The sequence below is a fragment of the Helicobacter sp. MIT 05-5293 genome, assembly GCF_000765665.2.
Lineage (GTDB): Bacteria > Campylobacterota > Campylobacteria > Campylobacterales > Helicobacteraceae > Helicobacter_C.
Genome location: NZ_JROZ02000001.1, coordinates 80,212 through 106,219, shown reverse-complemented (window position 1 = coordinate 106,219; position 26,008 = coordinate 80,212). Strand labels below are relative to the sequence as shown.

The window sequence follows — 26,008 nt, the reverse complement described above, 5'->3', positions numbered from 1 at the left end:
GATTTATTTAGAGGCACAATCCTTGCACAAAGCAGCAAATTGAGCAAACAATGTGCGTGCTTCTTTAGGACCCGGACTTGCTTCTGGGTGATATTGCACAGAAAAAATTGGCTTATGATTATATTGCACACCTTCAATTGTGCCATCAAATAAATTGCGATGTGTAATCGTAGCGATTTGCGCGATAGATTCAGGGACACAATAATTATGATTCTGTGCTGTGATTTCAACTTCTTTTTTTTGAAGATTGATAATGGGGTGATTGCCTCCATGATGCCCAAACTTTAGCTTATGCGTTTCATAGCCATGCGCAATAGCAAGCAATTGATGCCCTAGACAAATACCAAAAATAGGAATATTAGCATCAATAAGCTTTTTGATTTGCGCGACTTCATCGTGCAGCAAAAGGGGATCACCCGGACCATTAGACAAAAATACGCCGCTGATTTCTTTAGACGCAAATCGTTGGAGAATCTCATCTGCTTTTATATCATGAGGCACGACTTCGACTTCAAACCCCACTGCTGTAAGCTCATTAAGTATATTTCTCTTTGCCCCGTAATCAATCGCAAGAATCTTGCTGTGAGTTTCAGGCTTTGCATAATCAAAATGTGCAAAATCAAAGACAGAATCACGATGCGTATAAGCCTCTTTGGTAGAAACTTCTTGGACATAATTCACTTCTTGTATAGAAGATGAGGTTTCAAGAATCTGCTTTAATTCTTCCTTTGCACTAATCTCCGTTGAAGCTACCATCATCATCGCACCTTCTTTGGTAATCATTTTAATAATCCCGCGTGTGTCAATCTGACAAATGCCCATTATACCTTTTGAAGAAAGATATTGACCAAGAGTAGATTCTGATCGAAAATTTGAAGTAAAATCATTATAGCGCGAGAGAATCGCACCTTTACAAAAAATGCTTCTTGATTCGCTATCTTGATCATTGACGCCAACAATGCCTATTTCTGGCATACTGAAAACAATAAACTGACCTGCATAGCTTGGGTCTGTAATAATTTCTTGATAGCCACTCATAGAGGTATTGAATACGACCTCGCCTACAGCTGTTCCCTCCGCACCAAAACTTTGTGCTTCAAGAAATAAACCATTACGAAAATATAAATATACTTTTTTCATAAAAGCCCTCTTTTGCGCAATTCTTCTTCATAAAGTTTGCTGAAAACGATTTCATATTCTTCCGTGCCATAGGCAATTTTGCGTTTATATTTTTTGAGTTTTTCACGTGCGCCTTCTTCAGCTTTTTCGTAGATTCTAGAATAATCATTGATGGCTTTGTAAATGATATTTTTAATAATCATTTCAGAAACAGCAAAAACGATTTCTTTTTGTCTCACCAATTCGCCAAGAATTGTATGAGAAATATCACTACAACGATCGTCCCATGAGAGATAAAAATTTTGTTCTTGGGCAACCTGTCGTTTGCACATTCTAAAAAGCTCCCTCTCATCCATACCAAAATCTTCGATTTCATCGCTTCTTTCTTCAAGAATATTTCTAACTTTTTCATCAATATCTAATTCTTTCTGAATCTCCTTTTGCAAACATTTGAGGGTGCTTTGTGTAATGTTTTCAATAGGCACTGATATTGTGATATATTGAGAGTTAGCCAAATCAATGCTGATTTTATTAGCGATATATGGCGCATGTTGTAATTTTAATCTCATAGAAATACCCCTTAGCTTTTTAGGAATTGTAACTTTTTTTTAGTAAAAATGGATTTAATCTTTTCGCTTTAAAATAAAATCTCTTCGTCAATATTTGTAATAGGTTTTTTTGTCGGTAAAGGAGAATTGTCTGTATAATAATAATCCCCATAATCTAAAGTTTTAGACCGCACACCTTCAGGCACACGAAAGCGTCTTGAGATACCCGGATCAAAAGTTAAAACCTTTGAGAAAAAATACGCAAAAGCTGGAGGAGCGACAATACCTCCCGATTCGTTAGGACCAATCGGTGTATTATCATCACGCCCATACCAAACGATTGCTTGCACATCAGGCGTAAATCCACAAAACCAGCCATCAATGTTGCGATTAGAAGTCCCTGTTTTCCCCGCAACTTCTAAGCCTACAATCCTTGCCCGAGAACCTGTCCCACGATTCACCACATCACGCAATATATCAATTGTCAAGAAAGCTTGGGCTTGGTCGGTAATGTGTTGAGCAACTTTCGGTGAAGTGTAAATATTCTCTCCGCTTCGTGTAATCACAGAATCAACAAGAATTGGTTTGAGAATCGTGCCATAATTTGAAAATAGTGAATACTGCTGTGCAACCTCTAAAGGTGAAAGCTCAAAGCTTCCCAGCACAATGGACATATTTTCGGGCACATTTTCAAATCCATAGCTTTTTAAAGCATTATAGATTCGTGAAAAGCCGATATTTTGATCGACAAGATTAATAGTCGCAAGGTTACTTGATGTCCTTAGAGCTTCCTTAAGCGTCATAAATCCATTGAACTTTGCGCTATAATTTACCGGTCTCCACTCTTCTGCTTCGGTTTCTTTTGTCGCTTCATCATCAATTTCAGAAGCACCTTTTGTAGCAAATTTTCGAGGCACATCTGCTACAAAAGTCGCTGGAGATTCTCCCTTATCAAATGCCGCTTGATAAATAAAAGGTTTGATACTACTGCCAAGTTGGCGTTTGGCTTGTGTAACACGATTAAAATTACTTTTAGCATAATCAACACCGCCTACCATTGCCAAAATATCCCCTGTATGTGTGTCTGTAACAACTATTGCACCATTAAGTGTATCATTATTAAAATCTTCATTGAATATTTTAGGATAACGTTCTTGCAAACGCTCATTGATTTTATTATAACCATAAATCAATGACTCTTGAGCTGCAAGCTGATAATCTAAATCCAATTTTAGTTTTATATAATAGCCCCCCGTCTTAAGATCCTCAATGTGTGCAAGCTCTTTAATAACCTCATCAACAACATAAGGAGCAACATTTTGCGTAAGAGTTTCGTTATAGACTTCTGGCTCCTCTTTGATTGCTGCATCGTGTTCTTCTTGACTAATCCAACCTATATCAAAAAGCCGTTCAATAATAGTATTAGCTCGAGCCATTGAATATTCTTTATTTTTAGTCGGATCATAAAAACTTGGGGCTTTGGGCAACCCTACCAACATACAAATTTCTTTTAATGTAAGCTCATTGAGCGTTTTTCTAAAATATCCTAAAGCAGCTGTTTTAATGCCATGATACCCATGCCCAAAAAAAATACGATTAAGATAAAGTTCAAGAATCTTTTCTTTACTCATATGACGTTCAATATGAATTGCCAACATCGCTTCTGTCAGCTTACGCTTTAATGTCTTTTCTGGGCTTAATGCAATATTTTTAATCAGCTGTTGAGTAAGTGTGCTTCCGCCTTCAACATAACGCGCACTTTTGATATTTTTAAGCATAGCGCGTGAAATCGCATCGGGATTGATGCCAATATGCTCAAAAAACAAAGTATCTTCCACAGCCAAAAGTGATTCTATAACACGTGCGGGAATCTCATCAAAAGACGCGTAAAAACGAAAATTATCATCTGTAAAGATATTAGCAATCAAACGATCTTTACGATCAACGATTTGCGAGGCAAGGGCAAATTGGTAGTCTTTAATCTTGCTTACTTCTGATTCAACTTCATAAAACAATTTTGCGACATAGGCAACCACACCTATACCCGCAACAATCAACACAAGAAAAATAATATACCTAACCCTTTGCAACATTCCCTTTATCCTTGAAATAAGACAAGAATCCTTTATCTACTTGAGGGTTTAATGCCCACAAAATCATATAAATACACATAAACACTTCTAATAGCTACAAACAAAAATCAAAGAGAGCTTTATGTAGATTCACAAATTCACCATAGAGTCATTTAACTAAGGAGAATACTAAAGAATCTGCTTTATCTTAACTAACCGTAAGATTTATGCAGATTCTCTTCAAATCTTTTAAACTCTACTCGGATTTATTTGGTTGTATCAATTCACCCTCAAGCTGTTTAATTTCGCCAAGCACTTCATTACGTTTTTCATTATACATTTCAACAATAGTATCCATTACGCCATCGCTGTATTTTTCCATTGCCAAAATCTTGCCATCAATAAATTGTTTAGAACACATTTGCGTTGTATCACCAAAGGCTGTCGCCAAACTGATAGCCTCTGTATGCACACCAGCGTGGAAAGCATCAAGATTCTTATACCCTTGAGTGTGAGCAAATGCGACTTTACCATCACCTTCAAAATACCATTTACCCAAACGACAATTATGATGATCGACACAATTAAAGCTATCAGCAAGTCCAAAAATATAAGTATAAAGGTTGTTTTTATACACGACATGGTCGAGTTTCGCTAGAACACAAAAGATTCTGTAGCTTAAATTAGAAGTGCTACACTTTGTAATCAAACTTCCCACTTTAAGGTCATTGACAATTTCATTAAGTTTCACCACTCCTTCTCGCACATTGCCTGTAGCAATATTTGTCTCTTCTGTGCTTGTTTGAATATCATTTGCTTCTTGTTGCATTGATTTGACCACAACAGCAATTTCTTTTGTTGCCTTTTGTGTCTTTTCTGCAAGTTTGCGCACTTCATCAGCAACGACTGCAAAGCCTCTTCCGTGTTCTCCTGCTCTTGCTGCTTCGATAGCTGCATTAAGGGCTAAGAGATTGGTTTGTTCGGCAATATCATCAATCAGAGAAATAACACTTGTAATCTCGTTACTTCTTTGTGTTAGAGAATCTACTAATTGAGACGCTACCTGCATTTTTTCATACAAAACCTCAATTTGTTGTAATGCTTCAGCACTCATAGCTAAACCATTTTCTGCAGATTCTGCTGCTCTAATAGAGTTTTTGGCAACATCACCAGATTCTGTCAAGACATTTTGTAAAGAAGTCTGTGTGCCTGTAATACCCTCTTTGAGGCTCTTTGTATAAACTTCAAAAAGATTTGTGCCGCTTGAGCTATCAGTAAGGTGATTGAGCAACACAATAGAATAATACACGATGTCTTCAACTCTCGCACTTGTAACGCTGTATTCAAACCGCTCACAATTTACTCTCTCAACCCCTTCTTTAAGCTGTGGTCTCAAGCACTCTAAGCTTTCCATACTTTGAGCAACATTATTTTTATAGACAATTTCATCGCCTTTCAACCCTACAATCGCTTCTATTTGGGAAAAACCTACAAGCATCTTATAGACTTCAAGCTCTTTTTCCAAATGCGCAATATGCTTATCCTTTTCCATTAACTGCCGTTGCAAAGTTTTAGCAGAACCAAACATAAACTTCTCCTTGCTATAAAATGAGTGAAAACATTACATTAATCTGATATTATAACACAACTTTGAATTTATTTCTAAATAATACGAATTTATTGCGATTGAAATTTTATATTAATATTGCTTAAATCCCTAACATTTTTTCTCAAACTAGCAAAAATCAAGCAAGGTTATTGCGATATTATTCGCTTTTATTGTTAAAAATTCACACACTTAATAACGAAGATAAAACATAATTTTGATAAACTTTCTTATTTTTTATGTATTTTGTTATAATTCTACTCAAAATAAGAATCATAGTAAAGCTAAATTTTAAGGAGATTCACAATGACAATGAATACCAACCATCGATTGGAAACTTTAGATTCCATTTTGGAACGTTTGAGAACATCAATCAAAAAAAATGGTCTTAAAAATTCTAAACAGCGCGAAGAAATTATCGCTGTGCTATACAAAAGTGGCACACACCTTAGCCCTGAAGAAATTACAAATATTATCAAGACTACTGACAAAAACGCAAGTATTTCTTCCGTTTATAGAATCCTCAATTTTCTTGAAAAAGAACACTTCATTACTGCTTTGGAAGCCGACAAAAGCGGTAGGCGTTATGAAATTGCAGCAAAAGAGCATCATGACCATATGATTTGCCTAAGCTGCGGGGATATTGTCGAATTTGTCGATGCAGATATTGAAAGTTTGCAAATTGCCGTTGCACAACAATTTGGCGCAAAGCTTATTAGCCACGATATGCGCTTATTTGTCAAATGCTCCAAATGCCAAGGATTATAAATTTAATCAAAAACTAAAATTTTACACGATATAATACCTCCCTGACTTTGATTTTGTCAGAATCATAAAGTCAAGAAGGCTTTTTTTAAGCTTATTGGACGCGTAGCTCAGCTGGTAGAGCAACTGACTCTTAATCAGTGGGTCCAGAGTTCGATCCTCTGCGCGTCCACCATAAATAAAACTCACTACAAGATTTCTTATCAAAGTATTTAATAATTTAGTTACATTAAATCACAATAAACCAAAAAATATCGCAACTCCAAACAATCTTAAATATAAACTTTAGCAAACTTATCCTATAAATTTAAAAACACAAGCTTCAAGATTCTCTTAAAACATTGTAGCTATCAAGACAAAAAGGGTAAATAATGAAACTAATTCTTTCATTAATCGTTTTAATAAGTGCCGTTGGATTTGTATTCAGCCTCATTATTGGCGGAAGTTATAGTTATATCTTTCATATTTTAATCGTCTTGCTTGCAAGTCTAGGCTACTATAAATTCCAAAAACGCGCTCAATTTATCCAAAGTATCATCAATGCTTCAAAATCTTATCGCAATGGAGCATTTGAACAACGTATTTTGCGTATCAATGTCGATGCTGACTTAAAAGAATTATCAAACAATATCAATATCTTGATTGACAATCTTGAAGCTTTTATGCGCGAAATCGCTACTTCAATCTCCTGCACACAATCGGGTAAATTTTACCGCAAAGCATTTGCTCAAGGATTAAAGGGAAGTTTTGTGTCAAATATTCATACAATCAATCAAGCATTAGAAAAAATTGAACAAAATGCAAAAGATAACATCAAAAATGCGCTTGCAAAATCCCTTATGGATATGAGTTTGGGGAATCAAAATGCTGATTTGACAAAAATCAACACTTTTCTTGAGCAAGATATTGTTTGTATGCACCGCGTAGATGAGCAGGTGGGTATGATGAGGGATCTTTCTTTGAGTTCTAAAAACAATGTTGCTTCAATCACAGAATCTATCAATGAGCTAACACAACTGACCGAAGAAAACAATACAATCATTGAAAATTTTTCCGAAAAGTCGCGTGATATAAGCGAAGTATTAGGCATTATTATAGATATTGCCGAACAAACCAATCTCTTAGCTCTTAATGCTGCTATCGAAGCAGCACGCGCAGGAGAACACGGAAGGGGCTTTGCAGTCGTTGCTGATGAAGTGCGCAAACTTGCAGAACGCACCCATAAAGCTACAAATGATATTTCTATCGTGATTCAGACAATGCAACAAGAAATCAATCAAATCACTGAAAGTTCATTAAAAATTTCAAATATTGCCCATGAAAGTTATGAAGAATCAGGGAAATTCAATGAAGTCTTTGACAAGATAGAATCCTCCACTTCCAATCTTTTCACCGTGTTTTCTCAACTCTCGAAACGTCTTCTAGTCAGCATTAGCAAACTAGAACATATCGTTTATAAATCAAGCGTATATTTAAGCTTCAACCTCGGCAAAGAAGTGCTTGACTTTGCAAACACAAATCCTCTCACACCGCTACTTGAAGAGCCCAAGAATCTTCAACAGCTTGCCTTGAACGACTCATCACTTCAAGTGATTAAAGGAAAGATGCTTCAATGTGTCCTTGATGCTATACATATGCTCACACAAGAAATCACCCCAACTAGTTCGCATACAATTATTGAGAATCTTCAACAGCTTGAGATTCACAGCCAAGATCTTATCGCATTACTTGATAAGGCAAATGTTCAAGAAAATGCCTGTGCTAGCCTTCAAGAAGGTGCTTGCGAACGCTAACACTCTGCAGTAATAAGTCCACTATAAGGCAAAATGCAAAGATGCTTTTGTTGCGCATTTTTAAGCAAGATGATTTTAAACACATTTTGCAACGGCATAGGAATCCTACCGCAATAAGGTCTTCCCAAACTATCGAAGTAAATGCGTGCTGTATCGCGTTCTTGGCAAAAACCATCAGATTCTACTAAGATATTATCAACTCCAAAACGCTCTTTTAACCGCACCTCTGTTAGTGTATTGTTTTTACAATCCACCGCTGTATTTGTGTTGCTGTATCCACTTATACATCGTCTGTCTAAATCCTTTGCGATAATATCACCAGCCATTGGACGCCCATCAAAATTTGTTGTTTGAGCGGATCTTGGTGTATCTATATAAATACTATAACTATTGGTCGTATAGATTCTGCCAAGATGAAATTGCATCTGCCACATTGCATTTTGATGATACGAAAGCAAAGCTGTGCGATTGATAGAAGGATATTTTTGAGCAAAATAATCCACGCTTCTAAGCTCTACAAATTCATTCATATCGCTAAGCGACAAAACCTGCATCATTTTAAGATGTGATTGTAATGTATGATGAGCGACTTGCAAGGCATGATTGTGCTTAATATTAAAAAAACTAAAAAGTATCGCCATTATACTCATTGCAATAATAAATTCAAAGATTTTCATGGACTAAGTTTGTTGCTTTGAGATTTCAGTCGTGATTGGGCTTTCGTGAGAGGTTTTGTATGAAGTGATGGCACTAAAACATAAGAAGCAACTTTTTTGCCCCAATACACAATGGGAATCTCATTTTCATAAGTTTCGTGCAAATCGGGTGAAGGCAAAAGATACCATTGTGAATGATGGCTGATGCCATAAAAACGCAGTGCAAGCTCTAATTTGTAATTCGATGTTTTTACCCCATCAAGACCTCTATCTTTAAGCGCGCTAGCCAACTCTTTGCTGATATAATACGAGCTTGCAAAATGCTTTGTCCCAAAGAGATAGAGAATCTTATTAGCATACAATACTCCGCTTTGCAATACCAACAAACTAAAAATCACAACAAACCTCATCAAATACGCTAAGCGAAAAGCAGGCAAGCGTATGCGTATATCTGAAAAAAACTGCTTAATGACTACAGGCAATGCCACCACACTCATGGGAAAAAGCGTCTCCAAATCGACATTTTGACGCAAAGAGAGCAATAAAACGAAAAATAAAGAAGTCGCGCCAATATCCACAAGAAGATTGATTTGTTTTCTTAACGCATTCAGAATCGTATAAATATAATACAGCAATAATAAGGGGGAAAAAAATAAAGCCATTATCCCTAGATTATAGACAAAATAACTGCGAGGTTTGCCAGAAATATCAAGACCAAACATATACATATTGAGTGCGAAAAAGACTAATGAAATCAACATTGCAAGTGTGTTTTTAGTCTTAAGTGCATAAAAGAAAAATGCAAAAAACAAAATCGCAAAACTCTCATCAATAAAAACAGCGATAAATAAAACTACATAAGGGAATCTGTGAAAGCGTATTTGGATATAACAACACAATAAAGTTATAAAAATAATCAAACCGCTTTTAAGCACCAAAAGTGAGCTAAATATGACACCGGGTAAAAGCGCATAGACCAAAACTACCATGAGCGCATCATAAGGTTTTTTGCAATAGATTCTTGAAATCAAAAAAAGCAATATCATATTGCAAATATGCAAAAGAATAAAAGGCAAACGCAAAGCATAGTCATTTTGTCCAAAAATATCTAAAGAAAAACGAGCAATCTCGTAGGCAAGTTTGTGAGAATAAAAAATCCCTGCAGCCTCTTTGTGATGAATGCTGATTTCTGTATTCATCACAAAAATCAATACTACATCAACAAATAAAATCGCACAAAACAAGAGATTGGTATAAAAATTTGAACGATTATTCTCCCAAAATGCTTCTTTCATTGTGCCTAATTGATCTCTTTGAAATGGTAACCATTTTTGCGAAGTTGCTCAAAAACAAGCTCCTTATGTTCTTTGCCTTTTGTCTCTAATGCCATTGTAACAAGCGCATCTCCATATTCTAATGTCGCAGATGTCCTATCATAGTCGATTTGCACAATATTAGCTCCCGCTTTTGTGAGAATATCTGTCAGATTCTGTAAGCTACCGGGCTTATCAACCAAACACACTTCAAATTTCATCTTGCGATGTGTTTTTAATAAACCTTTTTCAATGATCAAACCTAGCATACTTACATCAATATTGCCTCCGCTAAGCACTAAAGCCACATTTTCTTTAGGATTAATATCAAACTTATGACGCAATACACTTGCCACACAAGCTGCGCCCGCGCCTTCTACAACAAGTTTTTGCTTTTCAATCAAAAACAAAATTGCGCTTGCTATCTCTTCATCATCAACGCTCACCATCACATCAACATATTTTTGTATCAATTCAAAATTAAGCGCATTCACATCACGCACAGCAATACCATCAGCAATAGTCCGCACAGAATCTACCTTTTGGATATGTCCTTGCTCAAAAGATCGTTTCATTGCATCTGCACCCTTAGCCACTACACCGACAATCCGAACAGAAGGCTTGAGTGCTTTATACGCACCTGCTATACCCCCTATCAATCCTCCTCCACCTACTGGCACAACCACCGTATCAATATTATCCATTTGTTCCATCATTTCTAAGGCAATCGTTCCTTGCCCTGCTATCACTTCTTCATCGGCAAAAGGGTGAATAAATACTAAATCCCTCTCTTGTGCAATTTGCAAAGCTTTTTGATAGGCTTCATCATAATTATCACCAGCAAGCACCACCTCTGCACCAAGCTCTTTTGTCGCGCCAACCTTGAGCAATGGTGTCGCTTCCGGCATCACGATTACAGAAGGTATGCCAAAATGTCGAGACGAATATGCCACACCTTGAGCGTGATTCCCTGCGCTTGCAGCAATCACACCTTTTTGACGAATACTTTGAGGCAAACTTGCGATTTTATTAAATGCCCCTCGAATCTTAAATGCCCCTGTCAGCTGAAGATTCTCCTTTTTCAAATAAACCGATGCTTGAGCGATTTGAGAAAGTTTAGGGGCATAAGCCAATGATGTAGGGACGATCAAATCATCTAAACGCTTTTTTGCTTCTCTCACATGCTGAACAAAATTTTGCATACTTTATCCTTATTGTTTTAATGTAAGCCTCTGTTTAAGACAAATGCTCTTTATGATTTTGAAGATAATCATAATATTTTTTAATACAACAATCCTCAATGACCCATATACCAGCTTTTTCAAGCATATTTTTGGCATTTTCATCTTTGATACCTTCTTGCAACCACACGCCCTTTATGCTACCTTTTGGCAAAGCAAGCACTTCTTGTGCTACCCTCATAACAGCAGAGGACTGACGAAAAACGACCAAAATATCAATCCTACCTTGAGATTCTATCACACTTTGGAGATTGGTATGTATCTTTTCTCCTAATACACTCTCACCCTTAGGGTAGATAGGCACGATCTGATAACCCTTTTGCTGCATATATCGCGAAACAATATGGCTTGGCTTAGTTTCATTAGGACTTAACCCATAAATGGCAAGAATCTTAGCGTCTAAAAGTGCTGTCGTAATGGCTTGATTTATTTTATCCATTTTTTCTCCTTTGTCTATAATTTCTCATATCATGCAAAAATACAGGCAATCCCACACCGATACCCGAAATAATAATCAGCACGATACCTAATGCTGTCTCAAGGCTTGGTAAGGCATCGCCAAGCATTAATCCTAGAATCCAGCTAAAAACCAAACGCGTATAATCAATAGGTGAAATAATACCTGCAGGCGCATTCATATAAGCTTTAGTGAGAAAATATTGTCCGATTGTGCCAAAGAATCCAAGTAGCACTAAATGCAACCACTCTATACCTCTAGGCATCACCCACGCTTGCGACATAGGCGAAAATGGCACAAACGACACAATACACGCGACCAAACACATCACCACGCCGGTAAAAAAGATGATAAATGATGAAGTAAAATAATCCTTTAATGCCTGCAGATTCAAAAAGGCTATTGCCATTCCTAGACCACTCACAATGCCTAAAAAAATATTAAATGCCCCCAATGTATCCAATCGAGGATCACAAATCAATAAGATTCCCACAAAACCAATGATTGTAAAAGCAATCACCCCCCATTTGATTCTCTCTTTTAAAAATATTATGGAAAGAACTACAATATACAAAGGCATACTTTGGGCAAATGCTGTCGCTGTCCCTAAGGCAATCGTAGAGATATTGTAAAACAACGCCACAAAACTAAGCCCTCCAGCTACGGCTCTAGCAGTGAGAATCCACCAGCCACCTTTGCGTTGATAAGCGTGTTTAATAGGTTTGCCAATAACCATAGGCAACAAAAATAACAACATCACAAACGCACGGAAAAATGCAATTTCTATCGGTGAAAGATGATTAGATAAGATCTTGCCCTCTGCACCCATTACGGCAAAGAAAAATGACGAAACAAGCATTGCAAGGATTCCGATACTAAGAGGGGAATATATAAATGCCATTAATCATCTCCCTATCGTTAATCGTATCATATATTATGATCTTATTTTGGTAAGAGAAATTGTAACACGATTTGTTTAAGAAACAATACTTGGAATATCCTTTGCTTTAAGCTATACAGAAATCAATAAAGGACTGATAATGCTCACACGACATATTGGAATATATCTCATAGGGATTTTAGCTCTTCTTATTGGACTATCTCCTCGATACAGTTTAGCTTTTGAGCCAAGTATGGATTTTAATGCTCCAGATTGGGTAGAAGAAAGAGAATCTGCAGATAATGACATACCCGATATTCCACGCGCAGGAAGTTTATTTGGCAGCGGTGATCGTCCATTGTTTTCAGACCGAAGAGCTATGAAACCCGATGACCTTATTACCGTAGTCATTACAGAAACAGCCAATGCTAGTTTTACTTCCAATAAAAACTATACCGGTGCGAGTGGAGGAAATGTAACGCCCCCAAGCATCGAATACACAGGTAATAATGAAGAACAAAAACAATTAGTGCAAGAGCTTAATGACCAAGCCGCTTATAACCTCATCAAAGGAAACAATACCTCAAATTTTCAAGGTGGCGGATCAACATCACGCAATGAAGCACTTAATGCGACCATTACCGCACGCATCGTAAAAGTTTTAGATAACAACACTTACTTTATTCATGGGAGACGAGAAGTGCTTGTTGATGGGGAAAAACAGATTCTCGAATTAAGCGGTGTGGTGCGCTCTTTTGATATTTCAAAAGATAATACCGTGCAAAGTAAGCATATCGCCAATGCAAAAATCGCTTACAGCTCGTTAGGAGCGATTAGCGACACACATCGCAAAAAACCTTCAAGCGATGGTATTGAATCTTTGTATCCTTTTTAATCAACCAAAAGGTAAAAATAGCTTATATAAGAATCTAAGACACAGAGATTCTTAAAAATAAAGGAGAAAAAGTGAAAAAAATCGCTATTATCCCTGCTCGAGGAGGAAGCCAACGCATTCCTCAAAAAAATATTAAAGATTTTTGCGGTATGCCTATCATCGCCTATCCTATCCACACAGCTTTAGAATCTCAACTTTTTGATGAAGTGGTTGTCAGCACAGATTCAGAGCTTATCGCTCAAGTCGCCAAAAACTATGGTGCGAGTGTCCCTTTCTTGCGCCCAAAAGAATTAAGTGATCATTTCACGCCTACAATCCCTGTCATCACTCATGCTATCACTGCCTTGAATCTTGCGTCTGAAGATTTAGTGTGTTGCATTTATCCGGCAACACCGCTTTTAAAGGCTGATTCTCTAAAGCGTGGATTCCAAGAATTGATAGAGTGTCCTCACAAAATGTATGCGTTTTGCGCAGTAGAATACGACTACAATCCCTACCGAAGCTTTTATGTAAAAGATAATGAAATCAATATGCTTTTTCCTCAACATCAAAACACGCGTTCGCAAGATTTGGATACTCTCTTCCACGATGCAGGGCAGTTTTATTGGGGACGCGTCAAAGCATTTATGACAAATCTGCCAATTTTTGCCAAACACTCAAGTGCCATTGTGCTTAAAAATTATCAAGTGCAAGATATTGATACGCCTGATGATTGGGCAATGGCGGAGATAAAATACAAGATTCAAAGCAAATCAGAATCTGCATAAAATAGTAAAGTCTCAAATATTTATGGAATCAACTTTGCTATATCTTCACAATAATTTTATTTGAAAAGAGGTGATATGCGCGTTGATTTGTTTTGTGAAAGTGGGAGTGAATATGGATTAGGACATTTTTATCGTTGTCTTAAACTCATTATGTTATGCGTGAAAATCCCTCAAGTCAAAGCCATCACTTTACATCATCGTGGGGATTTTGTCCCTAAAAACTTACATTCCCTCTTGCCACACAAAGAATCTTCTGTATCAATTGACTTTAAACATTACGAATGGCTCGCCACGCAGCCTGAAAATCTCGATATGGTTTTTATTGATAGTTACCAAGCAGATATTCGCTTTTATCATCAAATGAGCCATCATTCTAAAGCCCTTATATGCCTTGATGATGAATTTAAAGATATTTATCCCTTAAATAGTTATATCCTTAATGGCACACCTAACGCCCAGCTCTATTATCCACAGAATCAACAGATTCTCGCAGGTGCTCCTTATGCCTTGCTGCCCCTTGCTTTAGAGACAAAACAAACTTCCAAGCAGCTTCCCATACAGATTCTCATCACGATGGGAGGCGTGGATCATGGTAATTTCACACAAAAATTGCTTGATGAATTAGGTAAAGATTCTCACTTGCTTTTAGAATCTCATCTTTTGGTGGTGTTAGGTGGTGGCTATCCTCATACATTACACATTCCTTCCTCCTTGCAAGATTCTGTAGAAGTGTATTCAGATTTGACCCCTGCTCAATTCATCGCCACCGCATCACAATGCCATTTAGCAATCAGCGCAGGTGGGGGAAGTATGATTGAACTCATTGCCCTTAAAATCCCGAGTATTATTCTCCAAACTGCTTCTAATCAAGCCTTTCAAATAACACAATGGGCGTCCATTGGGGCGATCATTCCCGCTTATAATATACAAGAGATTATCACGCTTTTACCGACATTACAATCAACTTATAATGATATGTCTTCGCGTCTTAGAGACATTAAAATGGGATCTCAACTCCTGCCGACATTGCAACAAATCGCGCACAAGATTCAGATGCAATATGATGCACAAGAATCTTATATGCCTCATAATACACCTAACTGCCTTGAATCAATTGATTTTACCGCACTTAATGAAGATGATTCTGCATTTGTGCTTTCTATGCGCAATCACCCCCAAATCGCACCTTGGATGTATAGCAATGCTGTATCTAAAGAATCACATTTACAATTTATCGCCAACCTCCGTGATGACAAAACAAAACGATATTGGCTTTTAAAACGAGAGGGAGAAATTATCGGTGTTGGATCACTCACTCGTATTAATCTCACACATAAACACGCCTATATCGGGATTTATAAGAATCCTTTCTCCCCTCTCCCCCACAAAGGAAAGCAGATTCTGGACTTTTTACAATATCAAGCTTTTGATGTGCTTAATCTCCACACGCTGCATTTAGAAGTGCTTGCAATCAATAAACAAGCAATCACATTTTATGAAAATATGGGCTACATTAAAGAAGGGATTTTGAATGAATTTATTCACAGAGATAACCGATATTATGATGTTGTTTTGATGTATAAAAAATCCATAAGGAATCCCTAATGAATCCCCACGAAAAATCCTCAAGCCAATCTCGCTCTCCGCTCATCATTGCTGAACTTAGTGCTAATCATCATCAAAGCCTTGAAGTCGCTAAAGAATCACTTTATGCGATTGCAGAATGTGGTGCAGATGGCGTAAAACTTCAAACTTACACGCCCCAATGCCTTACATTGCCTTCTCAAAAATCGTATTTTACAATTAAAGGCGGGACTTTGTGGGATAATCGCTATCTTTATGACCTCTATCAAGAGGCTCAAACACCTTGGGAATGGCATCAAGAGCTTTTTGAACTTGCCCAAAAGCTTAATCTTTTGATTTTTAGCTCACCCTTTTCACCTAAAGCTGTGGATTTTTTAGAATCTTTGCATTGCCCTATGTATAAAGTCGCGAGTTTTGAAGTGATGCACTATGAATTAATAGAATCAATTGCAAAAACCAAAAAACCTATCATTATTTCAACAGGTGTTGCTACACCAGAAGAGATTAAAACTGCTCTTAGAATCTGCTACAAACACCATTGTAAAGATATTACTTTACTCCAATGCACGAGCCAATATCCCGCACCTATTGATGAAGCTAATCTCTCGTGTATGCCACAACTTGCAAAAACTTATAAACAATACAAGGTTAAATATGGTTTATCTGACCACACTATCGGCTCTTTATGTCCTATTATCGCTACAAGCTTAGGTGCAACAATGATAGAAAAACATTTTATCCTTGATAAAGCATTGGGCGGTGTGGATAGTGCATTCAGTATGGATAAAGATGAATTTGCACAAATGGTCAAAGATGTCCGCAATACTGCCCTTGCCTTAGGCACAAAAAAACCCTCCATCAATCAAGAGATTCTCGCAAAAAGACGCACCTTTGCGCGAAGCATTTTTATCACTCAAGACATTAAAAAAGGTGAAAAAATCACGCGTGATAATATTGCTATCATACGCCCAAACAACGGAGCGCACCCTAAATTTTATAAAAAAATCTTAGGCAAAAAGGCAAAAAAAGATTTGGAAGCCTATGAGCCGCTATGCCTTGATGATATTAAGATGTAGCATTTAAAGAAAGTTTTGCCAAAATCAAGTATAATACACCCAAATCATAAAGTTTAGTATCCATACAGAATCTACCGCATCTGACTTTAGATTCTGTATGAGTTGCTAAACATACCAAAAGGAGAATCTGATGCTACTTTTTACACCCGGACCTACCCCTGTGATTGAACCTATTCGTCAAGCAATGAGTGAGCCAACCATTCATCATCGCACCCCTGAATTTGAAGCAATATTTGCACAAGCACGAGAAGGATTAAAGAATCTTATCAATATGCCTGAAGTCTTAATGCTTGCAAGTAGTGGAAGTGGTGCGATGGAAGCATGTGTATGCACTTTTGCCCAAAGCAAAATTTTAAGCGTCAATAGCGGTAAATTTGGTGAGCGGTTTGGCAAAATTGCTAAGGCTCATCATATCCCTTATGAAGAAATTATCAACGAATGGGACACGCCTGTGAGTATAGAATCTGTCATGGAGATTCTCAAAAAAGATCAATCTATTGACGCATTTTGTATCCAAATGTGTGAATCTGCCGGAGGTTTGCGCCACCCCGTAGAATCTATTGCTCAAGCAATCAAAGCCTATAATCCTCGCATTGTTGTGATTGTCGATGCTATTACGGCAATGGGTGTAGAAAAAATCGACACTACACATATTGATGCACTTATCGGTGGCTCTCAAAAAGCCTTTATGCTCCCACCCGGATTAAGTATCATTGGGCTTTCTTCATATGCAGTAGATCTAGCCAATCAACGCGATGTAGGCTTTTACTTTAATCTCAAAACTGAATTAAAAAATCAATCCCAAAACACCACCGCTTGGACTGCACCGACAACAATCATTATCGGTTTAACAAAATATTTTGACATTGTTAAGCAAAATGGCGGGATTGAGCATATTTATACACAAACCAAAGCACGATCACTCGCGACACACAAAGCTTTAGAATCTTTAGGTTTAAAGATTTTTCCAAAAACTCCAGCACTTGCGATGAATACGATTTATGATGAAAAAAATGCTAGTGCGATACGCAAGATTCTGAAAAATGACTTTGACCTTAATATTGCAGGTGGACAAGACAAGCTCAAAACAAGCCTCTTTCGTATCAACCAAATGGGAATGATACCGCTTAATAAAAGCACATGGGTGGTTAATGCTATTGAGCTTGCTCTTGACAAACTCTCTTTAAGACGATTTGACGGATTAGGTAACAAGATTTTCCTTGAAACTTACTATCAACTCAATGGTTGAATCTTATCCTCGACTGATAGCACTGATCGGTTCAAGCGGGAGTGGCAAAAGCGCATTAGCTCATAAACTCGCTTTAACCTTTGATTGTGAAATTTTTAGTTTAGATTCTTTAAGTATTTATCAAGAGATTGATATTGCTTCTGCCAAACCCACCTTGCAGGAGCAAAATGAAGTATGTTACTATGCACTTAATATCCTAAAACCCGACCAACCAAGCAATGCGATGCTTTTTAAAAATCTCTTAGAGCAAAGTATCATTGACTCACGCGCAAAAGGCAAAAAAGTATTGTTGATTGTGGGCGGGAGTAGTTTTTTTCTTAAAAGCATTATTGAGGGCTTAAGCCCTATGCCTCAAATCTTGCCCAACCATAAAGAAAAAGTCCAATCTATTGGGGATTTGAATGCTAAATATATGCTATTAAATACGCTTGATTCTGTGTATGCACAAAAAATTACTCCTAAAGATACTTATCGGGTAGAAAAGGCTTTAGAGATTTATTTTGCTACAAATTGTGCGCCTAGCGTATATTTTGCATCTCACCCAAAAGTGCCTTTTGCCTATCCTATTGAGATTTTTTGTATCCATTGGGAAAGAGAGACATTGAGAAAACGCATTGCCCAACGCACAGCCAAAATGATGGAGCAAGGGATTATTGAAGAAGCAAAAAAATTATGGCAACATTACGAAAGTCAAGCTCCCGCATTACAATGTATTGGTATCAAAGAATGTATCGCTTTTTTAGAATCTCGCATATCCTCAATAAAAGAGTTAGAAGAGATGATTTTTTGTCATACTTGTCAGCTTGCCAAACGACAACGCACTTTCAATCGCACACAATTTTCTCGTATTACCCATGATGAATTTGACGAAATTGAAAAGAAACTTTCTTTGAGAATCCGCGAGATTATTGACAACAAATATTGAATAGATTTAGTCTAGCCCATAGAATCTAGCTACCTCACATTGACAAGATTCTATTTTGCAATCAAGACAAACATCGCCTAAAAATATTTTTCTACATATTGCTTTTCTAAGTCATAAAGTTCATAACGCAAGGTTTTGAAAAGATGTGTATCTCCCCATGTGTTATCAAGCTTTAAATACTCTTCCAAAACTCGCGCACTCTCTTGAGCGCGTTTAAAGTTAGCAATCACCAAATGAGCAATATTATCACGCTCCAATTCATCAGCAATGCTGCGTTTGGAAACATCATTACGAATATCACGATAAGCTAACAAAAGGCTGGAATCAGAAACTTTGACTTGATGTCGTAGGGATTTCAATGATAAGGCTAAGGGAGCATCATTATGGAAATACCGAAGTGTATCTTCAATGACGCGTATCCCTTCTTTGAGGCGATTGAGATTGGCATCAATCACTCTGCCAATCTGAAGATTATCCTTAGTCTCTATCTCCACTCAAAAGACCAATCAATGAGAGAATATGGACAAGAATATTGTAAAAATCAAGATAAAGTGCAATTGCTGCCTCTACAGGGCTAGAATATAAACCTCGCACGATGTTTTGTGTATCATAAGCGACATAAACACTAAAAAGCAAAACACATGCACTTGAGATTAATACTTGGAACATTGAGCTACCCAAAAAGAGATTTACGAGTGAGCAAACTATTACAACGATCAAAGCAATAAAGAGCATTTTTCCCATATTTGCTAAATCTTTGGTTGTTTTAAGTGCGAAAATACTCATTACACCAAATACAATTGTAGTCATACCAAAAGCCATTGCTACCGCACTTGCACCAGCTTTATAAGCCACCATACCGATTAAAGGTGTAATTGTTACACCTGTCAATGTCGTGAAAATAAAGAGCATTGCGATATTTAAGCCCGGTTTATTGCGAGAAAAAATCAAGCCAAACAATGCTGCAAATTCAGCAATATAAATAAAAAGTCTGTATTGCACCACAGCCTCAAAATACATAAAACCAAATAAAGCCCCTAAAGTTGCAAATAACAAACTTGCACCAAAAAATTTATAAGTCGTTTTGACAAAATTCACTAAAGCCGTATCTTGTTCTTGAGTCAAAGCCTCATTTGCAGCTTGAGTATTTGAATAATTTCTATCATAAAGTCCCATAAACACTCCTTTATCAATATTAAAAGTCTGCCATTGTATTAAAATTTGACAAACAAACCCTAATCCTTCAGCAATTTCGTATCAGGATAAATAAACTTCGTCTTGCGCTCTACAAACACTTGATCTTTTGCATCGACTGCAAAAGCTCTAATGATAATATCATGATCACCCTTTTCAAGGCTTTCTTTGGTAGCAATTCTCACGACTTGTCTATTCTTCTTACCTGCTTTAACCTTAAAAGGTTCTTTGGGGGTAACAATTTCTAGCAAATGGGCAATAGACTCACCTTTACCATCAAGGATTTCAAAATACATCATATGATCTTGAGTGTCTGTATTATGGAAAAGCATAATATAATTATTATCTACAACATGATGACTTCTAATCTCATAAAGCTCCGTGGTGCGGTTGATATTAAGAAGCATAGTCTCTTTTTTACTACCTACAATAAATAACAAGGCAAACACAAGAGCCAAGATAATGACATATCCGATCGTCTTAAATCGCACAATTTTAACTTTTTCATTTTTTTCAAGGGAAGCTGAAGAACGCCAAGTTACAAGAGATTTTTTACCGAGTTTGCCCATAACACTTGCACAAGCATCTGCACATTCAAGACAATTGATACATTCTAACTGCATACCTTTACGAATATCAATATGTGTAGGACAAACTCTTACGCATTGATTGCAGTTGGTGCATTCATTTTGAGGATTCTGTTTTTGAGGAGCTAGAGGATTTTTCACACCTTTAGTATCATATACCATACCTCCACGATAGTAGTTATAAATAGGCATAATGGTATCATTATCGTAAAGCACACTTTGCACGCGGCAATAAGGACACATATAGATACAGAAATTTTCCCGAATAAAAGTAATATCAAGGATAAAGAAACAACCAAATCCAAGCCAGAATCCCATCAAGATTCTGTGATTAAGCGGGTCAGTAATATATGCAAAAAACTCACCCGGAGGTGTGAAGAAAAACATCAAATTTGCTGCGGCAAGCAAACACAACACTGCAATAATAAGAAAAGCTAAGACGGCTTTAATTTTTGCGATTGGTGAGCTAAGATCCATTTTTTCTTGTTTGTTTGAAATCCTTTTACGCAAACCGAAAATCTTTGTTTGCAATAAATCACGATACATCACTCTAAAAATCGTTTGAGGACACGCCCAGCCACACCACATACGCCCTGCTAGTGTGGTAATGAAGAAAATCCCTACAAATAGCATGATAAGCAAAAAAGGCATCAAATAGAATTCTTGTATGTCAAAAACCGTTCCCAACAAATGGAGCTGTTTGTGATCAAAAGAAAGCAAGAAAATTTGGTTTCCATGAATTTTAATAAATGGAAATGTAAATAGAATAAGACTTGCTATACCATAAACCAAATACCGCTTTTTACGATAAGAGCTTTGTTCTGTTTGCATTATTTCCTCCCGAAAAACAACTTTATTTGTTAAAGAAGATTCTAATATTATTTAACTGAACAATATCTTATCTAAAAGAATATTTTTTCAAAATCATATAAATTTTAAGAATTCAAAAGAAATATTTTTTACTGATACAATCAATACGGCAATCACGCAACATACAACAAAAAGTCAAAATAGTCTGTTTTATCGCATAGATAGAATCTTAATTGTTATCAAGGCTCACAATATTAAAAACAGGTATTTGAGTTTCTAGAATCTTTAATGAAGGAGTCAATCTAAAGTCAAAACATCGTGTTGCATCAACTCTAGATTGAAGAATCAATAAATAAAATAAACCTTACTTCAGGCGTTATTTGTTATCTGTTGTCGGCTGTGGTTTTGCAACAGGTTTACTAGCCGCTTTTGTAGTCGCACTTGGAATCTTAGCATTCTCATCAATCTTTTGTTTGAGAGCTTGCTTTTCTTTTTCCTTTTCAACCTTTTGGATTTCTTTCTCGGCTTTTTCCCTTTCTTTTTCAGCCTTTTTCAAATCTTTTTCTGCTTTTTTGCGCTCTTTTTCAATTTTCTCTTTTTCTTTTTTGCGCTCTTTTTTCTCTTCTTCCTTCTTACGCTCTAATTCTTCAAGCTGCTTTTGAATCTCTTTTGTAGGGTCAGTATCACTCTTATGGTGTTGTGAATAAGTCCATACGATACTAGGATCAGGCAAAAGACATACTGCAGTTTGATCTTTACCTTCATAATCAATTTTACTCAAAATATCTCGAGCAATATTCAACCTTGCGCGTTTTTTGTCATTAGTATTAATAATAGTCCAAGGGCAAATATGTGTATGTGTGCGAGCAAACATTTTTTCAAATACTTCAGTGTATTGCTCCCACAAATCAAGAGATTTATTATCAATTGGGCTTAATTTCCACATTCTTAAAGGATCGGTTTTGCGTCTTAAGATTCTGCGTTTTTGCTCATCTCTACCTACATCAAGGAAATATTTAAAAATCAGCATTCCACTCGAAACAAGCATTTGCTCTAAATTAGAAACCTGTGTGATAAACTCTTTGTATTGTTCTTGAGTGCAAAAGCCCATTACTTTTTCTACACCTGCACGGTTATACCAACTTCTGTCATAAAAGACGATTTCTCCACCACTAGGCAAAGTGCTAATGTAACGCTTGAAATACCATTCAGTTTTTTCTGCCTCTGTGGGTTTGGGTAAGGCAACTATTCTACAACTACGAGGATTCATACGACTTGTAAGGGCTTTAATTGTGCCTCCTTTACCCGCAGCATCACGCCCTTCCATAATGATAACAATTTTTTGATTGGTCTCTTTAACCCAATTTTGTAATTTCAAAAGCTCAATTTGGAGTTTCGTAAGCTCCTCAAGGTAAAAATCCTCTTTCATTCTGCCATTTTTCTTTTTATACACCTCTTTAGGATTAGCTTCACTCTCTGGTCGAATGACGATTTGTTTTTCTTGTTTTCCCATGATTCAACTCCTCTTCGTTTCCGAATCTAAAAATTTATGATTATATGATACACTAATTTTTTACAAAAGTTAGTAAAAAATTTTTAAAAACAAAGAATTTGTGTATGAAAACAAAAATTGAAACAATCCACAATATCACCAATATCACTTTGGCACAAAAAGCAATCATACTGCTTCAAAAGCAAAAATTAAAAATTGCAACCGCTGAAAGCTGCACAGGTGGTCTTTTGGCATATCATTTTATATCCCTAGACGGGGCTTCTACAATCTTTGATGGGGGTATGATTAGCTATGCTAATAGCATCAAAAACACATGGCTCGGTGTTGGTTCAGATTCTCTTCAAACATTTGGTGCAGTCAGCGAGATTGTAGTGCGCCAAATGTGCAAGGGCATTATCAAGCAAAGTGGAGCAGATGTAGGGCTTGCTACAAGTGGGATTGCTGGTCCAAGCGGTGGAAGTAATGAAAAACCTGTAGGGACGGTGTTTATTGGCATACAATTCAAAAATAAAGATGCAATCGTGAAGCATTGCCAATTTAGCGGTAATCGCAATGAGATACAGATTCAAACCTGCAATCAAGCATTGGAAATGCTTATAGACCTCTTACAATCAAGATAAATTACAAATCCAAAAATCCCAAATATCCTGCCTTTAAAGCATCTGTAATTTCTTATAATAAGATTCTAAAAATTAATACACATACTTGACAAATCTCATTAAACACACTATAATTTCGCTCCTTTACATTTACAACAATTTTGATGTTTTACTAGATGACCCGTTAGCTCAGTTGGTAGAGCAATTCCCTTTTAAGGAATGGGCCGTTGGTTCGAATCCAACACGGGTCACCACCAAGAATAAAAGTGGCCCCTTCATCTAACGGTTAGGATACCACCCTTTCACGGTGGCTACAGGGGTTCGAATCCCCTAGGGGTCACCACTTTTATTACTTGATATTTAAATTTTATCTTTATCTTATTAGATATTTGATTGCTGGTCGCTTAGCTCAGTTGGTAGAGCGCCACCCTTACAAGGTGGATGTCATAAGTTCGAGTCTTATAGCGACCACCACCGATTAAATTTTTGCTTTAGGCTTAAATTTTCCTCTATTCATTGAGTTTGGAGCGGTAGTTCAGCTGGTTAGAATACCTGCCTGTCACGCAGGGGGTCGCGGGTTCGAGCCCCGTCCGCTCCGCCACCTTTGCTTTTCTTAAATTTTATTTTTGACATTTGACTATATTGACACTCAAAACATTTCTTAAACATAAAATTCTAGAATCTCTTTGTCCTTTTATGCTGTCTTAGGAATTTATAACATAGCTCGAGAAATAAATTAATGGGTTTTGTAAAACATTTTAGAGATTTTGTATAATCTGATTGAGTTCTATGGTCTTATTTTTATGGCTTATAAGTGTTTTTTCGAGAGTTTCTAGGGATTTTGGCGAAATATATTCTAGGAGTTCTACAATATGATTATATTTAGCTAAAGTCGGATCTTGTGCGTAAAATCTACGCAAGATTCTCTGTGAATCTGCCTTAAATAGCTCCTGCTCATACACACCCAAAGCCTCCGCGATAAAGGGAATCATATCCGCTTTTAGCTCAATATTACCATTAAGGTAGGCATAGATACTAGAAATCGTAGGTATTTCACCCGTCTTATTTGCACGCAAACCTAAGTCGATAAGGCGATTGGCAAGTTGTTTTTTACTAAGATTTTTTTCTTTAAGTATTTCATTTATTCGTTCGACTACTTTCATTTATTTTACTCTACAATAGATATTCATAGGTTTTTATTATTGTAACGATTAAATTATCGTAAAAGGATAATTTAATTATTGATATGATATAAATTCATATATTTTACAAAAATTGGAGGCAATTAATGGATTCTCAAATGATAATGACAAGCTTGCAAGATAAACTGCCAAAGGATTTAGATTCTATGCAGATATTCAAAGAAAAGTTAGATAAACTTGATGATAAGCAAAAAGACGATATGTTTGCAAAAATATCTATGCTTAACCTGAAAAGTCCTAAACTTGTTTTTTGGGTAGGAAGTTTCTTATTTGGAAATATTGGTGTAGGAAGGTTTATGATCGGTGACACCTTACTTGGTGGTATTCGTTTGGCACTGGTTGCATTATCTATAATTTTTGAGATAATTAGTGATGGGACAAACCCAATACTTCATGGATTGGCTCTGTGGATAAGCTTAGCTGTGTGGATTTGGTGGATTGTGGATTTGTTTATCGTAGGTAAAAAACTAAGAAAACAGAATCTTGAAAAAATAATGCAGATTCTATAATATGATTCTACATTAACGATAATAACAATTTAAGGAGATACAATGAAATATACACAAAACGTAATAATGGGCTTTATGGCAGCAGTAATGGTATTTATTATAAGTGGTTGTGGCAATAATTTTAAATGTGATGACAAAGATTATGCAGAACAAGCTTTAAATATTTTATTTTTTAGTGATGCAAGTGGTAAAAATGAGCTTAATCTAACGATCCAAAAATTGGGCTTTGAAGTTGGAAATATACAGCTTCTCAATCTTGATAAAGATAAAAAATCCAGTGTTTGTAAGGTAGAAATTGCAAATAGCTATGTTCAAAAGAGTGTAGAAACCTTTAAGTCGATCCAAAAGGGTGATGCAGAATTACCAGAAACAGATTTTACAAAAACTTATTTTTCTGTTGCACGACTTAGTAAAGATGCGCTTCTTATTGGACTAGTAGCTAATAATCTTTATGAGCATACTTTTAATAGTAAAGAGATAAGGGACAATTTCAATATTCAAGATATGCAAATCTTAATTGGTATAGCGACAATTGCTACACAACTTGCATCAAATGGCATGACTTATAAAACTTATGACAATGGAGCAGGTGATCTAATGATAGAAGTGTTAAAATAACCAAATACTTTCAGCTCTCTCTGACTTCTT

Annotated in this window: 25 protein-coding genes and 5 tRNA genes; 16 read left to right on the top strand and 14 right to left on the bottom strand. The window is 36.5% G+C overall.

The features are described from left to right. Positions 1 to 3: 3 nt before the first annotated feature. The 4 genes from carA to LS68_RS09875 form a co-directional block, all read right to left on the bottom strand. The gene (gene carA, locus LS68_RS00545) at positions 4 to 1,140 is read right to left on the bottom strand and encodes a glutamine-hydrolyzing carbamoyl-phosphate synthase small subunit (protein WP_034373179.1); all 1,137 of its coding nucleotides are present in this window, start codon (positions 1,138 to 1,140) and stop codon (positions 4 to 6) included. Beyond that, positions 1,137 to 1,688: a DUF507 family protein gene (locus LS68_RS00540; protein WP_034373181.1), complete on the bottom strand. Its 552-nt coding sequence runs from the start codon at positions 1,686 to 1,688 to the stop codon at positions 1,137 to 1,139. The genes carA and LS68_RS00540 overlap by 4 nt, the downstream gene beginning before the upstream one ends. A gap of 68 nt (positions 1,689 to 1,756) precedes the next feature. Next, positions 1,757 to 3,760, bottom strand: a complete 2,004-nt coding sequence (locus LS68_RS00535) for a PBP1A family penicillin-binding protein (RefSeq protein ID WP_138090713.1) — start codon at positions 3,758 to 3,760, stop codon at positions 1,757 to 1,759. A 235-nt stretch (positions 3,761 to 3,995) separates the two neighbouring features. Beyond that, positions 3,996 to 5,327 (bottom strand): methyl-accepting chemotaxis protein, encoded by a 1,332-nt coding sequence (locus tag LS68_RS09875; RefSeq protein WP_138090710.1) that lies wholly within the window; start codon positions 5,325 to 5,327, stop codon positions 3,996 to 3,998. A 330-nt stretch (positions 5,328 to 5,657) separates the two neighbouring features. Here LS68_RS09875 and LS68_RS00525 point away from each other — a divergent pair, with 330 nt between their 5' ends. The 3 genes from LS68_RS00525 to LS68_RS09870 all read left to right on the top strand — a co-directional run bounded on the left by LS68_RS00525 (position 5,658) and on the right by LS68_RS09870 (position 7,903). Next, positions 5,658 to 6,113: a Fur family transcriptional regulator gene (locus tag LS68_RS00525; protein WP_034372637.1), complete on the top strand. Its 456-nt coding sequence runs from the start codon at positions 5,658 to 5,660 to the stop codon at positions 6,111 to 6,113. Between the two features lie 96 nt (positions 6,114 to 6,209). Continuing rightward, positions 6,210 to 6,285 (top strand) — tRNA-Lys (locus LS68_RS00520). 196 nt (positions 6,286 to 6,481) lie between these two features. Beyond that, positions 6,482 to 7,903 (top strand): methyl-accepting chemotaxis protein, encoded by a 1,422-nt coding sequence (locus LS68_RS09870; RefSeq protein ID WP_138090707.1) that lies wholly within the window; start codon positions 6,482 to 6,484, stop codon positions 7,901 to 7,903. Here the strand turns inward: LS68_RS09870 and LS68_RS00510 are convergent. Genes LS68_RS00510 through LS68_RS00490 form a run of 5 tightly spaced genes read right to left on the bottom strand, consistent with a single transcriptional unit; the run spans position 7,900 to position 12,471 of the window. Beyond that, positions 7,900 to 8,544 (bottom strand): hypothetical protein, encoded by a 645-nt coding sequence (locus tag LS68_RS00510; RefSeq protein WP_241993633.1) that lies wholly within the window; start codon positions 8,542 to 8,544, stop codon positions 7,900 to 7,902. The genes LS68_RS09870 and LS68_RS00510 overlap by 4 nt on opposite strands. A 32-nt stretch (positions 8,545 to 8,576) precedes the next feature. Continuing rightward, positions 8,577 to 9,854: a hypothetical protein gene (locus tag LS68_RS00505; RefSeq protein WP_034369398.1), complete on the bottom strand. Its 1,278-nt coding sequence runs from the start codon at positions 9,852 to 9,854 to the stop codon at positions 8,577 to 8,579. A 5-nt stretch (positions 9,855 to 9,859) separates the two neighbouring features. Then, a complete protein-coding gene (ilvA, locus tag LS68_RS00500; RefSeq protein ID WP_034369401.1) occupies positions 9,860 to 11,074 on the bottom strand; it encodes a threonine ammonia-lyase in 1,215 nt (404 codons plus the stop codon). A gap of 34 nt (positions 11,075 to 11,108) precedes the next feature. Beyond that, positions 11,109 to 11,552: a CoA-binding protein gene (locus LS68_RS00495; protein WP_034369403.1), complete on the bottom strand. Its 444-nt coding sequence runs from the start codon at positions 11,550 to 11,552 to the stop codon at positions 11,109 to 11,111. Beyond that, positions 11,545 to 12,471 (bottom strand): DMT family transporter, encoded by a 927-nt coding sequence (locus LS68_RS00490; protein WP_241993632.1) that lies wholly within the window; start codon positions 12,469 to 12,471, stop codon positions 11,545 to 11,547. Before LS68_RS00490 ends, LS68_RS00495 begins: the two co-directional genes overlap by 8 nt. A gap of 139 nt (positions 12,472 to 12,610) precedes the next feature. Between LS68_RS00490 and flgH the strand changes: the two genes are divergently transcribed. The 6 genes from flgH (at position 12,611) to miaA (ending at position 18,946) form a co-directional block, all read left to right on the top strand. Then, entirely contained in the window at positions 12,611 to 13,345 is a 735-nt protein-coding gene (gene flgH, locus LS68_RS00485; protein ID WP_034369406.1) for a flagellar basal body L-ring protein FlgH, read from the top strand. A gap of 71 nt (positions 13,346 to 13,416) precedes the next feature. Beyond that, complete coding sequence (gene pseF / locus LS68_RS00480) at positions 13,417 to 14,112, top strand: pseudaminic acid cytidylyltransferase (RefSeq protein ID WP_034369409.1); 696 nt, start codon at positions 13,417 to 13,419, stop codon at positions 14,110 to 14,112. A 75-nt stretch (positions 14,113 to 14,187) separates the two neighbouring features. Next, entirely contained in the window at positions 14,188 to 15,717 is a 1,530-nt protein-coding gene (gene pseH, locus LS68_RS09710; protein ID WP_034369412.1) for a UDP-4-amino-4,6-dideoxy-N-acetyl-beta-L-altrosamine N-acetyltransferase, read from the top strand. After that, positions 15,717 to 16,772, top strand: coding sequence for a pseudaminic acid synthase (pseI, locus tag LS68_RS00470; RefSeq protein WP_034369414.1), 1,056 nt, complete (start codon positions 15,717 to 15,719; stop codon positions 16,770 to 16,772). Before pseH ends, pseI begins: the two co-directional genes overlap by 1 nt. A 130-nt stretch (positions 16,773 to 16,902) precedes the next feature. Continuing rightward, a complete protein-coding gene (locus LS68_RS00465; RefSeq protein ID WP_034369417.1) occupies positions 16,903 to 18,021 on the top strand; it encodes an alanine--glyoxylate aminotransferase family protein in 1,119 nt (372 codons plus the stop codon). Continuing rightward, positions 17,993 to 18,946 carry a tRNA (adenosine(37)-N6)-dimethylallyltransferase MiaA gene (miaA, locus tag LS68_RS00460; RefSeq protein WP_241993631.1) on the top strand — a complete coding sequence of 318 codons (954 nt, stop codon included), beginning with the start codon at positions 17,993 to 17,995 and terminating at the stop codon, positions 18,944 to 18,946. Before LS68_RS00465 ends, miaA begins: the two co-directional genes overlap by 29 nt. 77 nt (positions 18,947 to 19,023) lie before the next feature. Here the strand turns inward: miaA and LS68_RS00455 are convergent, their stop codons facing one another. The 4 genes from LS68_RS00455 to ppk2 form a co-directional block, all read right to left on the bottom strand. Beyond that, positions 19,024 to 19,440 (bottom strand): thiamine-phosphate pyrophosphorylase, encoded by a 417-nt coding sequence (locus LS68_RS00455; RefSeq protein ID WP_241993630.1) that lies wholly within the window; start codon positions 19,438 to 19,440, stop codon positions 19,024 to 19,026. Beyond that, positions 19,424 to 20,122 carry a Bax inhibitor-1/YccA family protein gene (locus LS68_RS00450; protein ID WP_034369423.1) on the bottom strand — a complete coding sequence of 233 codons (699 nt, stop codon included), beginning with the start codon at positions 20,120 to 20,122 and terminating at the stop codon, positions 19,424 to 19,426. Before LS68_RS00450 ends, LS68_RS00455 begins: the two co-directional genes overlap by 17 nt. A 59-nt stretch (positions 20,123 to 20,181) precedes the next feature. Next, positions 20,182 to 21,558, bottom strand: coding sequence for a cytochrome c oxidase accessory protein CcoG (gene ccoG, locus LS68_RS00445; RefSeq protein ID WP_034369425.1), 1,377 nt, complete (start codon positions 21,556 to 21,558; stop codon positions 20,182 to 20,184). Positions 21,559 to 21,913: 355 nt separating this feature from the next. Beyond that, entirely contained in the window at positions 21,914 to 23,050 is a 1,137-nt protein-coding gene (ppk2, locus tag LS68_RS00440; protein ID WP_052100121.1) for a polyphosphate kinase 2, read from the bottom strand. A gap of 104 nt (positions 23,051 to 23,154) precedes the next feature. On the opposite strand from ppk2, the gene LS68_RS00435 reads away from it, so the two are divergent. From LS68_RS00435 to LS68_RS00415, 5 genes are all read left to right on the top strand, one after another. Then, on the top strand, positions 23,155 to 23,670 hold the full coding sequence (locus LS68_RS00435) for a CinA family protein (protein WP_034369428.1): 516 nt from the start codon (positions 23,155 to 23,157) through the stop codon (positions 23,668 to 23,670). Between the two features lie 157 nt (positions 23,671 to 23,827). Further along, positions 23,828 to 23,903 (top strand) — tRNA-Lys (locus LS68_RS00430). 14 nt (positions 23,904 to 23,917) lie between these two features. Next, positions 23,918 to 23,992 (top strand) — tRNA-Glu (locus LS68_RS00425). Between the two features lie 55 nt (positions 23,993 to 24,047). Continuing rightward, positions 24,048 to 24,123: transfer RNA gene (locus tag LS68_RS00420), tRNA-Val, on the top strand. A gap of 50 nt (positions 24,124 to 24,173) precedes the next feature. Further along, a tRNA-Asp gene (locus LS68_RS00415) sits at positions 24,174 to 24,250 on the top strand. Between the two features lie 157 nt (positions 24,251 to 24,407). Here LS68_RS00415 and LS68_RS00410 read toward each other — a convergent pair. After that, positions 24,408 to 24,812 carry a helix-turn-helix transcriptional regulator gene (locus LS68_RS00410; protein ID WP_034369431.1) on the bottom strand — a complete coding sequence of 135 codons (405 nt, stop codon included), beginning with the start codon at positions 24,810 to 24,812 and terminating at the stop codon, positions 24,408 to 24,410. 137 nt (positions 24,813 to 24,949) lie between these two features. Between LS68_RS00410 and LS68_RS00405 the strand changes: the two genes are divergently transcribed. Continuing rightward, the gene (locus tag LS68_RS00405; RefSeq protein WP_241993629.1) at positions 24,950 to 25,360 is read left to right on the top strand and encodes a hypothetical protein; all 411 of its coding nucleotides are present in this window, start codon (positions 24,950 to 24,952) and stop codon (positions 25,358 to 25,360) included. 42 nt (positions 25,361 to 25,402) lie between these two features. Next, positions 25,403 to 25,978 (top strand): hypothetical protein, encoded by a 576-nt coding sequence (locus LS68_RS00400; RefSeq protein ID WP_034369436.1) that lies wholly within the window; start codon positions 25,403 to 25,405, stop codon positions 25,976 to 25,978. Positions 25,979 to 26,008: the final 30 nt, after the last annotated feature.